Source organism: Thermomonas sp. (assembly GCF_029945965.1).
Taxonomy (GTDB): domain Bacteria; phylum Pseudomonadota; class Gammaproteobacteria; order Xanthomonadales; family Xanthomonadaceae; genus Thermomonas.
The window spans coordinates 133666-147937 of sequence record NZ_JAQSDO010000015.1 but is presented as its reverse complement, the minus strand read 5'-3'; the positions used below and the strand labels follow the sequence as shown (position 1 = coordinate 147937).

At 64.4% G+C, this 14272-nt stretch carries 13 protein-coding genes; 5 read left to right on the top strand and 8 right to left on the bottom strand.

Annotation, left to right across the window (positions count from 1 at the left end):
• Positions 1 to 41: 41 nt before the first annotated feature.
• Positions 42 to 1256, top strand: coding sequence for an MFS transporter (locus PSV05_RS07030; RefSeq protein WP_300065376.1), 1215 nt, complete (start codon positions 42 to 44; stop codon positions 1254 to 1256).
• A gap of 49 nt (positions 1257 to 1305) precedes the next feature.
• Here PSV05_RS07030 and PSV05_RS07025 read toward each other — a convergent pair whose 3' ends face one another.
• Positions 1306 to 4221, bottom strand: coding sequence for an EAL domain-containing protein (locus PSV05_RS07025; RefSeq protein ID WP_300063557.1), 2916 nt, complete (start codon positions 4219 to 4221; stop codon positions 1306 to 1308).
• Positions 4222 to 4366: 145 nt separating this feature from the next.
• Complete coding sequence (dksA, locus tag PSV05_RS07020) at positions 4367 to 5374, bottom strand: RNA polymerase-binding protein DksA (protein WP_300063554.1); 1008 nt, start codon at positions 5372 to 5374, stop codon at positions 4367 to 4369.
• A gap of 107 nt (positions 5375 to 5481) precedes the next feature.
• Here dksA and yidD point away from each other — a divergent pair, with 107 nt between their 5' ends.
• From yidD to PSV05_RS07005, 3 genes are read left to right on the top strand one after another with little or no spacing between them, the layout of a single operon-like run.
• The gene (gene yidD, locus PSV05_RS07015; protein ID WP_300063551.1) at positions 5482 to 5712 is read left to right on the top strand and encodes a membrane protein insertion efficiency factor YidD; all 231 of its coding nucleotides are present in this window, start codon (positions 5482 to 5484) and stop codon (positions 5710 to 5712) included.
• Positions 5709 to 7055 carry a dihydroorotase gene (locus PSV05_RS07010; RefSeq protein ID WP_300063549.1) on the top strand — a complete coding sequence of 449 codons (1347 nt, stop codon included), beginning with the start codon at positions 5709 to 5711 and terminating at the stop codon, positions 7053 to 7055. The genes yidD and PSV05_RS07010 overlap by 4 nt, the downstream gene beginning before the upstream one ends.
• Positions 7052 to 7939 (top strand): M23 family metallopeptidase, encoded by an 888-nt coding sequence (locus PSV05_RS07005; protein ID WP_300063546.1) that lies wholly within the window; start codon positions 7052 to 7054, stop codon positions 7937 to 7939. Before PSV05_RS07010 ends, PSV05_RS07005 begins: the two co-directional genes overlap by 4 nt.
• Positions 7940 to 8044: 105 nt before the next feature.
• Here PSV05_RS07005 and folE2 read toward each other — a convergent pair whose 3' ends face one another.
• The 6 genes from folE2 to efp form a co-directional block, all read right to left on the bottom strand.
• On the bottom strand, positions 8045 to 9004 hold the full coding sequence (gene folE2 / locus PSV05_RS07000) for a GTP cyclohydrolase FolE2 (RefSeq protein ID WP_300063543.1): 960 nt from the start codon (positions 9002 to 9004) through the stop codon (positions 8045 to 8047).
• 74 nt (positions 9005 to 9078) lie between these two features.
• Positions 9079 to 9765, bottom strand: coding sequence for a phytoene/squalene synthase family protein (locus PSV05_RS06995; protein ID WP_300063541.1), 687 nt, complete (start codon positions 9763 to 9765; stop codon positions 9079 to 9081).
• The gene (gene gph, locus PSV05_RS06990; protein ID WP_300063538.1) at positions 9762 to 10475 is read right to left on the bottom strand and encodes a phosphoglycolate phosphatase; all 714 of its coding nucleotides are present in this window, start codon (positions 10473 to 10475) and stop codon (positions 9762 to 9764) included. Before gph ends, PSV05_RS06995 begins: the two co-directional genes overlap by 4 nt.
• Positions 10475 to 11182, bottom strand: a complete 708-nt coding sequence (gene ubiG / locus PSV05_RS06985; RefSeq protein WP_300063535.1) for a bifunctional 2-polyprenyl-6-hydroxyphenol methylase/3-demethylubiquinol 3-O-methyltransferase UbiG — start codon at positions 11180 to 11182, stop codon at positions 10475 to 10477. Before ubiG ends, gph begins: the two co-directional genes overlap by 1 nt.
• Complete coding sequence (locus PSV05_RS06980; RefSeq protein WP_300063532.1) at positions 11179 to 12519, bottom strand: TRZ/ATZ family hydrolase; 1341 nt, start codon at positions 12517 to 12519, stop codon at positions 11179 to 11181. Before PSV05_RS06980 ends, ubiG begins: the two co-directional genes overlap by 4 nt.
• A gap of 4 nt (positions 12520 to 12523) precedes the next feature.
• Entirely contained in the window at positions 12524 to 13090 is a 567-nt protein-coding gene (gene efp, locus PSV05_RS06975; protein ID WP_300063530.1) for an elongation factor P, read from the bottom strand.
• 89 nt (positions 13091 to 13179) lie between these two features.
• On the opposite strand from efp, the gene epmB reads away from it, so the two are divergent.
• Positions 13180 to 14238, top strand: a complete 1059-nt coding sequence (gene epmB / locus PSV05_RS06970) for an EF-P beta-lysylation protein EpmB (RefSeq protein ID WP_300063527.1) — start codon at positions 13180 to 13182, stop codon at positions 14236 to 14238.
• Positions 14239 to 14272 lie beyond the last annotated feature (34 nt).

Sequence of the window (14272 nt, the reverse complement as noted above, 5' to 3'; positions counted from 1 at the left end):
GCGGGGCGCCGCCGGGCGAGGCTGCCGACGCGACACTGACGATGTCGCCAGCGGGTGTTCCCGGGTTCCGCTGGCTGCTGCTGTATCGCATCTGCACGTTGATGTCCTACCAGATCGTGGCGATCACGGTGGGTTGGCATATCTACGAACTCACCGGCGACCCGTGGTCGCTGGGCCTGGTCGGCCTGGCTGAGGTCATCCCGTATTTCTGCGTGGCGCCATTCGCCGGGCACCTGGTCGATACCCTGCCGCGGCGCAAGCTGGGCGCAGCCGCCTGCATTGGACTGGCATTGAATGCAGGCGCGTTGGCGCTGATCACCGCGCATCAGGTGGGAGTGGACCACCTGTGGGCTATCTACCTGGCCATCGCGGTCGGTGGCATCGGACGTTCCTTCCTGGGACCGGTCTACAACGCATTATTCGCGCGTGCACTCAAGCGCGAGCAGTTCGCTCGCGGAGCAAGCATGGGCAGCGTGGTGTTCCAGACTGGCATGGTGATCGGCCCGGCGGTTGGTGGCGTGCTGATCGGAGTGATCGGCAAGTCCATGACCTATGGCTTGGCAGCAGCGTTCGCGATTGCCGCAGCGGTCGCGCTGCTGCGCATGCCAGTCACAGAACCCCCGCTGCAACTGCAACGCGGCCCGGTGCTGGCCAGCATTGGCCAGGGCTTGCGCTTCGTGTTCGGCCACCAGATCCTGCTGGGCGCACTCGCACTGGACATGTTCGCAGTGCTGTTCGGTGGCGCCATTTCGCTGGCGCCTGCCTTCATCAAGGACGTGCTGCACGCTGGTCCGGAAGCACTTGGCGTCCTGCGCGGGGCCCCTGCAATTGGTTCGGTGGCGGTGGCCATGGTGTTGTCGCGCTGGCAGCTGCGGGCCAACGCTGGCCGGATCATGCTCGCAGCGGTGGTGGGCTTCGGCGCCTGCATGATTGGTTTCGGCCTGAGCACGGTGCTGTGGCTGTCGGCCAGCTTCCTGCTGCTGTCGGGCGTGTTTGATGGCATTTCGGTGGTGCTGCGTTCGACCGTGCTGCAATTGGCCACGCCGGACGAGATGCGCGGGCGGGTGTCGTCGGTCAATGGCTTGTTCATCAGTTCATCGAACGAACTGGGCGCGTTCTATTCCGGTTCGATGGCGCGCCTGCTGGGACTGGTAACGTCGGTCGTGGTTGGCGGCTGCGTGACGATTGGTATTGTCGGCATCACCGCCTTGAAAGCACCGAAGCTGCGCCGGCTGGACATGCGCGACCTGCAGTAAGGAATAGTCACGGGTGACCCTCGTGATCCATGCACCCGATCAATGCCGACTATGCACAGGCGGCGAATTCGGTCAGCGGCCTGGGGTGTGCGAACAGGAAACCCTGCCCGACCCGGCATTTCAGTTCGCGCAGCGCATTGCGCTGGACCTCAGTCTCGATGCCCTCGGCAATCACCTCCATCCCCAACGACCCGGCCAGTGCCAGGATCGCGCGCACCACTGCGGCGCTGCTGCCAGCCAAGTCCGGCTGCAGGTCGGCCACGAACGAACGATCGATCTTGAGCGCGTGCAATGGAAACTTGTGCAGGTAGGACAATGAGGAATAGCCGGTACCGAAATCGTCCAGCATGGTCAGCACGCCGGCATCGCGCAGCCGGAACATGGTGGTCCTGACCTGTTCCGGATTGTCGATCAATGCGCCTTCGGTAATCTCGATGCGGATCCGCTGCGGCGACACCTTGTAGGCATCGATCAGTTCCAGCAGCTGCTCAGCCAAACGCGGCGAGCGGAAGTGCCGCGGCGAGACATTGATGCCCACGTATCCGTGCTGGTTCTGCAGGTGGGCCAGTTGGCTGCACACCGTCTCGAACAACAACCAGTCGATCTGCTCGATGCTGCCCGCATCTTCCGCCCGGCTCAGGAAATCGCACGGCAGCAGCAGTCCGCGCTTGGCATGGTTCCAGCGCAGCAACGCCTCGTAGCCGATCGACTCGCCGTCTTCCAGCCGCACGATCGGCTGCAGGTAGGGCTCGAATTCGTCATTGGCGATCGCACGGCGCAGATCGCTTTCCATGTCCAGCACCAGCAAGGCTTCTTCGTGCAGTTGCTGGTCGAAGACTTCATGGCGTTGCCGGCCATGTGCCTTGGCGCGATACATCGCCACGTCGGCATCGCGCACCAGTTCCTCGGGCTGCTGGTAGCGTGGATCCGAAAGGGTGATGCCGATGCTGGCCGAGGTGTAGATGTCCTTGCCACCGATCCGGATCGGGTCGGCCAGCGATGCAATGACCTGGTCCGCGATCCGGCATGCATCGTCGATGCCGTGGATCGATTCGAGCAGGATCGTGAACTCATCGCCACCCAGCCGCGCGACCAGATCGCCCGAGCCGATGCAGGCAGAGATGCGACGACCGGCTTCGATGAGGAGTTCATCACCCACCGGATGACCGACCGAATCGTTGACGACCTTGAATCGGTCCAGGTCCATGAACAGCAGTGCGAACGGGCGGGAAGGATCCAGCTGATAGCGCTCCAACACCTGAGACAGCCGCTCCAGCAAGGCCGCGCGGTTGGGCAGGCCGGTCAGCGAGTCATGCATGGCCTGGTGCTTGAGCCTGGACTCGACCTTCTCACGCACTGCGATCTGGGTATGCCGTTCGGTGTTCGCATGCTTGAGTTCGCGTGTACGTTCCTCGACCCGCAGTTCGAGTTCCGCGTAGGCGAGCTGCAGCCGCTCCTGCACCTGCTTGCGCTCAAGAGCTGCAGCAATATGGTACGACGCGAATGACAGCACTTCCTGGTCTTCCAGCGTGTAGCTGCGTTCGGGGACGTAGCTCTGGACCACGATCAAGCCCAGGCAGCGCCCATCCAGCAGCAGGGGCACCCCCAGCCACCATTCCGGCGAAGTACCGAACACGATGGTCTCGCCTGCATCGATCAACACCTGCAACTGCGCGGCAGTGGACAGAAGTGGCTCACGGGTTCGCATCACATACTCGCTGATCCCCTTGGTCAGGTAGCGGGGAATCAATATTTCGTCCTGCTCATCCACGGCGTAGGGGAATTCCAGCATGTCGCCTTGCTCGTTGAGCAGCGCGATGAAGAAATTGCGGGCGTCCACCAAATCGCCCATGACCTGGTGCACGCCGGCATAGAACTCATCCAGGCTGCCGTGTACGCTCGCGAGTTCCGCGATCCGGAACAACGCCGCCTGCATGCTCTGGCTGCGCTCGCGTTCGGACGCTTCCTTGCGCAACTCATCATTGACCCGGGCAAGCTCCTGGGTGCGCTTGTGGACCTCGCGTTCCAACCTGTCCTGGGTTTGTTTGCGGGTCAACGCGGTCAGCACGTGCTGGGCCATGAAGGTCAGCAGCGCCACATCGTCGTCCCGGAAGCGGTGTGCGTTGTCATAACTTTGCACCACGACCGCCCCGCGCACCTGCTCGTCTTCGATCATCGGCACGCCGAGCCAATGCACGCTTTCGCCGCCAAGGCGCGGATCGACTACCAGGCCAAGGCGTTCGCGCAACTCCTGGCTGCTACCGAGCAACGGCTGGCCAGTGCGCAGCAATGCCAGGGTCAGGCTGTTCGGGAACTCGGAGAACGCGAGTACCTGGCCTTCCAGCAGCGAATTCGGCGTCACGGAATCGGCGTAGTACTGCACGCGCATCACGCCGGAGTCGCCATCGGCCATCACGATCAACAGGTTTTCGGCATAGGTCAGGCCGCCGCAGATCGCATGCACCTGGGCCAGCATGTCGTGGATGTCCAGGTTGGCATCGGCCAGGCTGGCAATCGCGTACAGGGCCCGTTGCAGCTGCTCGTGGCGCTCGGCAGTGACCAGCGAGGCCTGCAACTGCTCGACCCGCAGCAGGCGCACCATTCGCATCCGCACGATCTCGAGCGGCTGCGCCAGCGTATTGCGCAATGCGTCCGCGTCGCCGGCGAAGTCGAATGCCAGCACCTGGTCACCCGTCAGCGGCATCGAGACGAAGGTGCCTACGTCACGCATTGGATCCTGCAGATCAGCATGCGAGTCCGGGGCCGATCCATTTCCTGCCACGGCATCGATGCGGACATTGCCGCAGCCAGGGATCGCGTCCAGCATCGCGATCACGGCATCAGCAAGGGCGCGTGGTGTCTCGGCCTGCAACACGGCCAAAGGCAGTTCCATACCGGCCACGCGTAATGGGAACGCCGTCAACGGCGACTGATTCCTGCTGGTATCGCTGGCAAACAGCGTCATGCAGATCCCCCCTGTGGCCGAGCCTACACCTCTCCCGTGACTGTTGGAATGCCCATGAAAAAACCCCGCCGAAGCGGGGTTTTTGGGGGCTTGCCAAGGCATTGAGCCGTCGCGAGCGATGGCCAGCTGGGCGAGTGCAGCAGGCTCAGTCGCCCATCTGCCTCTGCATATGCTCCCAACGTTCCTGCGCGTCGATCGTCCGCTCGGCAGTCAGGCGCGCTTCCATCCGGTCAAGCCCGATATCCTCACCGGTGTCGACGCAGTAGCCGTAATCGCCGTTGTCCAGGCGCTTGAGGGTGCTGTCGATCTTGCCGATCAGCTTGCGGTACCGGTCGCGGGTACGCAGTTCCAGCGAGTTTTCGGTCTCACGGGTGGCACGCTCGGCTTCGTCGCCGACATCGCGTACTTCGTCCTTGAGGTTCTCGATGGTCTGTTTGGATTCCTCGACCAGGTCGCCGCGCCAGCTGAGCAATCGCTGGCGGAAATACTCGAGCTGCAACACGCTCATGTATTCCTCGTCGGCACCCGGCTTGTAGCCGTTCGGCACGATAGGACGGCCGTTGGTAACGTCGGTTCGGTACGGCACGACCTTGAACTTGCCCTTGGGCACCGGCACCGACGGCCTGCCGACCACCGCCACTGCAACCTTGCCGGGCTTGCGCGGTGCGTTCTGCGCGCTGGAGACCACGACGGCCTTTGGCTGAGCTGCTGCGTGCTTGGAAGACTTGCCTGATCTGCCAGTTTTAGCGGATTTACCGCTCGATGCCGGCTTTGCAGCCGGCGCAGGCGCGGCCTTCTTGATGGCTACTTCCTTCTTCGCCGGTACCGGCTTTTTCGCAGGAGCAGCCTGTTTGGCCACCACTACCTTTTTGGCCGGTGTCCCGCTCTTGACGGGTGCAGCCTTCACGGGAGCCTGCTTGGCGGGCGCAGCCTTCTTCGCGACCACTTTCTTTGCTGCGGGCTTTGCGGGCTTAGCGGGGGGCGTCGGCTTCTTGGCGGCTGCTGGCTTCTTCGCAGGCGCAGCCTTGCTGGCGGCCTTCTTCGCAACGGCCTTCTTCGCAACGGCCTTCTTCGCAACGGGCTTCTTCACAGGCGCCTTGGCGGCCTTCGGGGCCGGCTTGGCGGCCTTTTTCACTGGTTTTTTCGCTGCCACGAACAGATATTCCTCATGTCCCCTTGAGGGGGGAAAGCGCGCTGTTATACCCTGATGGGCACACAGCAGCAACCGCGCCAGCCTGTGCAAGGTGCCGTGCACACCCCGTGATCGATCAATTGCTCATCGCGCTTCTGCGCGGATACAAGCGTTTTATCAGCCCCCTGCTTGGCACCCGCTGCCGGTTCGTCCCGACCTGTTCCGAGTATGCGATGCAGGCCATCACCCGCTTCGGCGCAGTCAAGGGCAGCTGGCTTGCGCTGCGGCGCATCGGCCGCTGCCACCCTCTGCATCCGGGTGGCCACGACCCGGTCCCACCTTCAAAAGACAGCCCATGAACTCGACACTGATCGTCAACGCCCGCCTGGTCAATGAAGGCCGCGAGTTCGACGGCGACCTGCGTTTCAAGCACGGCCGCATCGAGCAGATCGGAAGCGGCCTGACCGCCCGCGATGGCGAACACGTGGTGGATGCCTGCGGCCGGCGCCTGCTACCGGGAATGATCGACGACCAGGTGCATTTCCGCGAACCCGGCATGGAATACAAGGCCGACATGGCGATCGAATCCGCCGCAGCGGTCGCCGGCGGGTTGACCAGCTTCATGGACATGCCCAATACCAACCCGCCAACCCTGAACCGCGACGCGCTGGAGGACAAATACCGCCGCGCCAGCGGACGCTGCCGCGCCAACTACGGGTTCTACATGGGCGCGAGCAACGACAACCTGGCCGATGTTCGCGTGATCGATCCGAAAGCCACGCCCGGCGTGAAGGTATTCATGGGCGCATCGACCGGCAACATGCTGGTGGACAACCCGGACACGCTGGACGGGATTTTCCGTGACACTCCGGTACCGATCATCACGCATTGCGAAGACACGCCGACCATCGACGCCAACCTGGCGCTGTTCAAGGCGAAATATGGCGACGACATCCCGGTCGAGTGCCATCCGGACATCCGTTCGCGCGAAGCCTGCATCAAGTCCACCCTGCTCGCGCTGTCGCTGGCGCGCCGCCACGACACCCGCCTGCATGTGCTGCACATCTCCACCGCCGACGAACTGGCGCTGTTCGAACAAGGTCCGCTGATTCGCGCCGATGGCAGCCGCAAGCGCATCACCGCCGAAACCTGCGTGCATTTCCTGCGCTTTGCGCGCGAGGACTACGCGCGCCTGGGCAACCTGATCAAGTGCAACCCGGCGATCAAGGACGCCAGCGATCGCGATGCCCTGATTGCCGCGTTGGGCGATGACCGCATCGATGTGCTGGCCACCGACCATGCCCCGCATACGCTGGAAGAAAAAGCGCGGCCCTACGCCAGTGCACCGAGCGGCCTGCCGCTGGTGCAGTTCGCGCTGAACGCGGCGTTGGAACTGGTTCATGAGGGCAAGTTGACCACCGCGCAGGTGGTGCAGAAATTCGCGCACGCACCCGCGCAGTTATTCGATGTCAGTCAGCGCGGCTTCCTGCGCGAGGGCTATGCGGCCGACCTCGTGCTGATCGACGACACGCCCTATACCGTGCAGCGCAGCGACGTGCTCAGCAAATGCGGCTGGTCGCCATTCGAAGGCACCACCTTCCACAGCCGGATCGCGGCGACCTGGGTCAACGGACATCTGGCCTGGGACGGCGCGGCATTGTTGGGCGAACCGATCGGCCAGCGTTTGCAGTTCGACCGATGAGGGGTTCACTCGCCAGCATGTTCCTGCTTGGCTTGGCGCTGACCCTGGCCTCGCCCTTACCCGCGCAACAACGCACGGAGACGGCGCTACCACCGCCGACCACACTGCGTGATGCCGCCGACGTGCTCGGCATTGTGTTCCCGACGTCGGTGTCGCAAGGGGCAATGGTGATCGGCAAGGTGCCAACTGGCAGCGTAGTGCGCTTTGCCGACCGCAGCCTGCTGGTCACGCCGTATGGCAGCGTGGTGTTCGGCGTGGGCCGCGATGAACAAGGGCCGCTGCAGGTCAGTGTGCAGGCGCCGAATGCGCCGGCGAAAATCATCTCGATTGCCGTGACTTCGCGTGACTGGCCGATCGAGAACATCAATGGCGTGCCACCGGCCACGGTGAATCCGTCCAAAGCCATCGCCGAGCGCATCGCAAGCGAACAGGCACGCGTGTCGGCCGCCCGCACCCGCGACGACGACCGCACTGGCTTCGCGCAGGTCTTCATCTGGCCCGTGCAGGGACGGATCAGCGGTCGCTTCGGCAACCAGCGCGTGTACAACGGCACGCCGAAATCCCCGCACTCAGGCATGGATATCGCGGTCACCACCGGCACGCCGGTGAAGGCGCCCGCCGATGGCGTGATCACCTTCGCCGACCCCGGCCTCTACCTCACCGGCGGCACCGTGGTGCTGGACCACGGCCACGGCATCAGCAGCAATTTCCTGCATCTGTCCAGGATCGACGTGAAAGTCGGCGACAGCGTCAAACAGGGCGACGTGATTGCGGCGGTGGGCGCCACCGGACGCGTTACCGGGCCGCACCTGCACTGGGGCATGTCGTGGTTCGAGACCCGTATTGATCCGCTGCTGGTGCTTGAGCGCAGCCAATCGCCGTAACTGGGCTATCTGACCAAGTGCCGATGGCGCCTACCGCCGCGTGTTCGCTCCGCGGCTCGAAATGCCGCTTCGCGAGCACCCGACGGTCTCGCCGTCGAAAAGCCTCTAGACGTTTTTCCCGCCCACCGAGGCCACCGCATCATGCGGATGCAGGCTCTCGTGATGCGCCACCCGGATTGTCCAGGCGCTGACCCGCGCGTCACCAGACATGGCATGTGCGATCCGGCGTGCGGCGTCTTCGCAAAACATCAGGTTGGCGGCATTGAGCGCGGCGAATGCCATCTCGTCCTCGCGCTTGACCGCGGTCTGCACCGGCGTGGCGATAACAGCTTCCACAGCATCCACCAGCGACTGCAACGGCAGTTCGTGGAAAGAAGGTTTCAACTCGACGTGAACCTCGGCGCGACTACGCTGCGCATGCGGGGTTGCAGCCATGCCGCGTTCGGAAGTGAGCCAGTCGCTGACCGCCGCATTCGACAATGCATGCGTGCCGGCGAAGTCCTCGCTGAAGCGGCGCGCGTTCAATTCACGCGACAGCGCCGCGGAAGCCGGGCAGGTGCTGGAATATTCGATGCTGAAGTCCACCGCCAATTGCAGGTGCCCGTCGCATAGGGTCGCTTCGACCGTGACCGGATACCGCTTCCAGCCCGCGTTGTTGCTGGAAAGTGCCTTGCGAAGCAACAGGTGGTCATAGCGCAGGGTGAGCCGTGCGGCGCTGGACAGGCCTTGCTGCGAGGCAATGCAGGCATCCAGCAGGTGGCGCAGGCCCGGCGCACTCAACGCTTCGCCCGCCAGGGACTCCTGCAGCAGCATGTACAGGCGCGACATGTGGATCCCACGTGCCGACGAGTCCTGCAGGTCGACCGCGACATCGACCCGCGCTGGTACCTGCATCGCCTGCCCGGCTGAGTCCGGTAGGCGGATGGGCAGGCAGATGCCCTCCATGCCGACCCAATCCAGCGCACGCGCCAGTGCAGGCTGATCGGCGGCGACATCAGGCAATGCTGGATCAGGATTCGGGTGCGAGTGCGCCGGGACGGCGGACGAGGAAACGGAATCTGTCATCGGCGCATTGTACCGAGGCGCATCCCAACGTCCGCGCAACGCGGCGTTCCGTTCGCAAGCCTACCTACTGAGCATTACTTGCGTGCCGCGCGCCACGCCCTGGCCAGTGCCGACAGGCGCGGCAATACCGGCGGCTTGCCCGCAGCGAAGCGCTGCAGGCGACCACGCACCAGCGCGGCATGGATGCGTCCCGGACAGCTACCCTGGCCAGGTGGCGGCCATTGCCGCAGCAGTTTGTTAGCCCAACCGCGGGCATCCAGGTCGCCCAGTGGCGTCGCGTGGTCAGGATTGCGCAGCAGGCGTTCGGCCAGCAGGGAAATCACCACGCTGCGTGAAGGCGCCGGCATCTGCGCATCAAACAATCCCTGGGCCACGCCCGCCAGTGCTTCGGCATAGGGCTCCAGCGCGAACAAGGCAGCATCCAGATCACGGGGCCGCTCACGGCTGGCGCGAAGGGCCGGCAGGCAGGCGGCAAGGTTGGTCCATGGCGCCGGCATCGGCTGCAAGGCGAGCCCCAACGGATGTCGACGCGCGCCGCGCGACCAGCCATCGAGTTCCTCCGCCCACCAGCCCAGCTTCGCCTCACCCGGGCGCGGATCGTCACCGCCCCAAGCGGCTTCGGCCAGCTCATCGCGCAGGCAAAACCAGGCCCGCGCCAGCTCGCGCCGTTCGGGCGGCACGAAGACTTCGGCCACGGCCCATTCCGGCCATTGCGCCAGCCATTTGTCGGTAAAACCCTGCAATGCCTCGCGGTCGCTCATCGCAATGTCTGCCAGAACCCTGCATTACGGATCTCATGCACGCTTGCTGCCATGGCATCCCCGCCCCAGTCCTGTGGCTGCTCGTCGTCGCCACGATATCCCCACAGCGCGACCACCGAGCGCATCCCTGCCGCGCGTGCCGCATGGATGTCGCGCTGGTCGTCGCCGACATACACGCAGTCGTCGATGGTCGTGCCAAGCACCTCTGCCGCGTGCAGCAGCGGCAATGGATGTGGCTTGCGCTGCGGCAGGCTGTCGCCACCAAGCAGGATCGCGCAGCGCGATTCCCAGCCAAGTTGCGGCATCACTTGTTTCGCCAGGTATTCCGGCTTGTTGGTGATGATGCCCCAGCGCGCGCCGTCTGCCTCGATCGCTTCCAGCAATTCCGCCACGCCGTCAAACAACACGCTACTGCGGCCAAGCTCGGTTTCGTAGGTGTCCAGGAATTCGCGGATCATTTCCGGCGACACCTCGCCGCCCAGTTCCGGGAACGCCGCCGCACTCATCGCCCGCGAGCCTCGCGACACATGCGGGCGCAGCTCTGCCAGTAACATCGGCCGCTGCCCGCGCGCGTCGCGCATGCGATTGACCGTGGCCAGCATGTCCGGCGCGCTGTCCAGCAAGGTACCGTCGAGATCAAACAGCACCAGCCGCGGAAAACTCCGGGTGTCCACGCCGGTGCTTGCTGCCACATCGGCTGTAGTGATCATCAGGGCTTGCGGGCGCAGGCGAGGTAATTGATATCGGTGCGTGACACGACCCGCGCGCTGTTGCGCCAGGGTTCGTACATCAGGCCGCTGACGTCTTCCAGTACCAGGCCAGCCGTGCGCAGCCATGCAGCGAGTTCAGACGGCTTGATGAAATCGCGATATTGATGGGTGCCCTTCGGCAGCACGCGAGCGATGTATTCGGCACCAACAATAGCCAATGCGAATGCCGCCGGCGTGCGGTTGAGGGTTGACACGAACAAGCGTCCACCCGGCTTCAACAGGCGCGCACAGGCCTCGATGATCGATGCCGGGTCCGGCACGTGCTCGAGCATTTCCATGCAGGTGACGGCATCGAATGACGCAGGCGACGCGTCTGCCAATGCTTCCACCGAAGTTTCGCGGTAGTCGACCTTGATCCCGGTTTCGAGTCCATGCAGGCGCGCGACCTTGAGCAGGTTCGGCGCGAGATCGATCGCAGTCACGCAGGCACCGGCTTGCGCCATCGCCTCGCTGAGCAGTCCTGCGCCGCAGCCGACATCCAGCACCGCGGCATCGGCCAGTGACGTGCGCTGCGCCACATAGCCGAGCCGCGCGGGGTTCAGGGCATGCAGGGCTTTTTGCGGGCCGGCTGGATCCCACCAACGTTGGGCAAGCTCATCGAACTTGTCGAGTTCACTTTGGCTGAAGTTGCTGCTTGATGTGTTCATGCTGTCCGCACCATCGCGATCCGCTGGCGCCACTGGCGTGCGTTGGCGAGCACGCCATCCAGGTCGATGTCGACCAGCACGCGCTGGCGCAATTTCGCCGCGCCTGCGATCCAGACATCGCTGACCTGGTGGCGGCCAGTCGCGTAAATCAGTTGCGACACTACGTTGTGCAGCGGCTGGGTTTCCAGTGCTGACAGGTCCACGCAGACAAGGTCGGCCTGCTTGCCTGGTTCGATGCTGCCGATCTGCTCATCCAGTCCCATCGCCTTGGCGCTGCCCAGGGTTGCGGCGCGCAGGGCTTCATGCGCACTGAACCCGGCAGCATCGTTGGCCACGGCTTTGGCCAGGATTGCCGCAGTGCGGGTTTCGCCGAACATGTCCAGGTCGTTGTTGCTGGCGGCCCCGTCGGTGCCGATCGCGATCGTCACGCCAGCGCCTTGCAAGGCGCACACCAGGCAGAAACCCGAAGCCAGCTTGAGGTTGGATTCCGGGCAATGCACCACGCTGACGCCGCGTTCGGCGCACAGGTGGATTTCGCCCTCGGTGAGTTGGGTCATGTGCACCGCGATCAGGCGATCATTGAAGAGTCCCAGCCGGTCCAGTCGCGCGATCGGCCGCTGGCCGTGTTCGTCGACGGACTGCTGCACTTCCTGCGCGGTCTCGTGCAGGTGCAGGTGCACTGGCACGTCGAGCTGGTCGGCCAGCATCCGCACGCGTTCGAAATTGGCGTCGCTGACGGTGTATGGCGCATGCGGCGCGAATGCAGTCGTGATCAGCGCATCATCGCGCCAACTGTCATGTACGTCGCCGGCACGGTCAAAATATTCGTCGTCGCTGCGCGCCCAGGCAGTCGGAAAGTCGATCACCGGCAGCCCAACCCGCGCGCGGAAGCCGTGGCGCTTGTAGGTCGCGGCCTGCACGTCGGGGAAAAAGTAATTCTCGTTGCAGCAGGTGGTGCCACCACGCAGCATCTCGGCAATCGCAAGGGTCACGCCGTCGGCGACGAAATCCGGACCGATCACGGCCGCTTCGACCGGCCAGATGTGCTGCTGCAGCCAGACCTTGAGCGGCAGGTCGTCGGCAATCCCGCGCAGCAGGGTCATCGGGTTGTGTGCATGTGCATTGACCAGGCCGGGGATCAACGCCGCATCCGGGCGCGACACCGTTTCGGCCGGCGCAAAACGCGCGCGCGCCTCGGCAGTGGGCAATACGGCGAGGATCCGCTTGCCTGAAATGGCAACGGCGTGATCCTCGAGGGCCACGCCGTGCGGAATCACCGGCACGACCCAGCCGGCTTCGATGAGAACGTCGCAGGCTTGCCGGTCGGCTTCAGTCATCGGCTTACTTCACCCGTGACACGTATTCGCCGCTGCGGGTGTCGACCTTGATGGTTTCTTCCTGGCCGACGAACAGCGGTACGCGGACCACGGCGCCTGTTTCCAGTACTGCCGGCTTGCCGCCGCCGCCGGAAGTGTCGCCACGCACGCCGGGGTCGGTTTCGGTGATCTTCAGCTCGACGAAATTCGGCGGGTTCACCATGATCGGCGCGCCATTCCACAGCGTTACCACGCACTCTTCCTCGCCCTTCAGCCACTTTTCGGCACCGCCCATGCCAGCCTTGTCGCACTGCACCTGCTCGAAGCTTTCCGGGTTCATGAAGTGCCAGTGCTCGCCATCGGCGTAAAGGAACTGCATGTCGGTGTCGACCACGTCAGCCACTTCCAGAGAGTCCGTCGCCTTCATGGTCAGCTCGACCACGCGTCCGCTCTTGATGAAGCGGTACTTGATGCGGGTGAACGCCTGACCCTTGCCGGGCTTGACGTATTCGCAGTCAGTGATGACGCAGGGCTCACTGTTGATAATGATCTTTTGCCCGTTCTTGACGTCGTTCAGGCCCAAGCTGGCCATGGGTACTCCTCGGCGCCACCCGCTGGGCGGCTAAAATAGGTGGTTCGGAGTTCCGGCAGCACCGGAACGGTCTTGGATCGCAGCCGCACATGATAACCGCTGGGCAACCCACCTTGCAGCCCGTCCACCCGCGCGCCGTGGCCATCGCACACGACTGGCGACAGGCGTGGCGCGACGCCGTGCGCGATCCACATGAGCTGCTTGAGCTGCTCGGGCTGGAGTCACTGGCAGGCAATCTGTCCGAAACAAGCCAGTTCCCGCTGCGGGTGCCGCGCGGCTTCATCAAACGCATGCGCCATGGCGACCCGAACGACCCGTTGCTGCGCCAGGTGCTGCCGCTGGACGACGAAGACCGCATCGTCCCCGGCTTCGAATTGGATGCAGTAGGCGACAGCGAGGCCCGGCGGGGTGGCGGGGTCATCCACAAATACCAGGGCCGCGCCCTGCTCATTGCCACCGGCAGCTGCGCGGTGCACTGCCGTTACTGCTTCCGCCGCCACTACCCGTATGCCGAAGACACCGCGGCTGCGGCCGGCTGGCGCGAGGCGGTCGCAGTCATCGCCGGCGATCCGTCGTTGCACGAGGTGATCCTGTCCGGTGGCGACCCGCTGTCACTGGCCGACCACAAGCTGGCCGAACTGACCGACGCGTTGCGTGCGATCCCGCACATCCGCCGCTTGCGGATCCACACCCGGCTGCCGGTGGTGCTGCCTGAACGCGTCGATGCTGGCCTGCTGGCGTGGCTGCGCGGCCTGCCATGGCCGGTCACGGTGGTCCTGCACGCCAACCACGCCAATGAATTCGATGCCCAGGTCGATGCAGCCCTGGCCGCATTGCGCACGGCAGGTGCCGCCCTGCTCAACCAGGCCGTGCTGCTGCGCGGGATCAACGATTCGGTCGATGCGCTCGCCGATCTGTGCGAACGCGGCTTCCAGGCCGGTGTTCTGCCCTACTACTTGCACCAATTGGACCGGGTCACCGGCGCCGCGCACTTCGAGATCGACGACGCCCGGGCGCTGGCACTGCATGCGGCACTCGCCTCGCGACTACCCGGCTACCTGCTGCCACGGCTCGTGCGCGAGGTCGCTGGCGCACCCGGAAAGACCCCGTTGACAGCCGCTGTGGGCAGCGCAACCACGGCCGGATGATGTAGCCTTCCCTTCAGGCACGGATTGCAGAAAA

Bases quoted from the DNA above. Each gene is read 5' to 3' on its own strand.
- PSV05_RS07030 (WP_300065376.1), top strand. From the start codon at position 42: ATGTCGCCAGCGGGTGTTCCCGGGTTCCGCTGGCTGCTGCTGTATCGC.
- PSV05_RS07025 (WP_300063557.1), bottom strand. From the start codon at position 4,221: ATGACGCTGTTTGCCAGCGATACCAGCAGGAATCAGTCGCCGTTGACG.
- PSV05_RS07010 (WP_300063549.1), top strand. From the start codon at position 5,709: ATGAACTCGACACTGATCGTCAACGCCCGCCTGGTCAATGAAGGCCGC.
- PSV05_RS07005 (WP_300063546.1), top strand. From the start codon at position 7,052: ATGAGGGGTTCACTCGCCAGCATGTTCCTGCTTGGCTTGGCGCTGACC.
- folE2 (WP_300063543.1), bottom strand. From the start codon at position 9,004: ATGACAGATTCCGTTTCCTCGTCCGCCGTCCCGGCGCACTCGCACCCG.
- PSV05_RS06995 (WP_300063541.1), bottom strand. From the start codon at position 9,765: ATGAGCGACCGCGAGGCATTGCAGGGTTTTACCGACAAATGGCTGGCG.
- gph (WP_300063538.1), bottom strand. From the start codon at position 10,475: ATGATCACTACAGCCGATGTGGCAGCAAGCACCGGCGTGGACACCCGG.
- ubiG (WP_300063535.1), bottom strand. From the start codon at position 11,182: ATGAACACATCAAGCAGCAACTTCAGCCAAAGTGAACTCGACAAGTTC.
- PSV05_RS06980 (WP_300063532.1), bottom strand. From the start codon at position 12,519: ATGACTGAAGCCGACCGGCAAGCCTGCGACGTTCTCATCGAAGCCGGC.
- efp (WP_300063530.1), bottom strand. From the start codon at position 13,090: ATGGCCAGCTTGGGCCTGAACGACGTCAAGAACGGGCAAAAGATCATT.
- epmB (WP_300063527.1), top strand. From the start codon at position 13,180: ATGATAACCGCTGGGCAACCCACCTTGCAGCCCGTCCACCCGCGCGCC.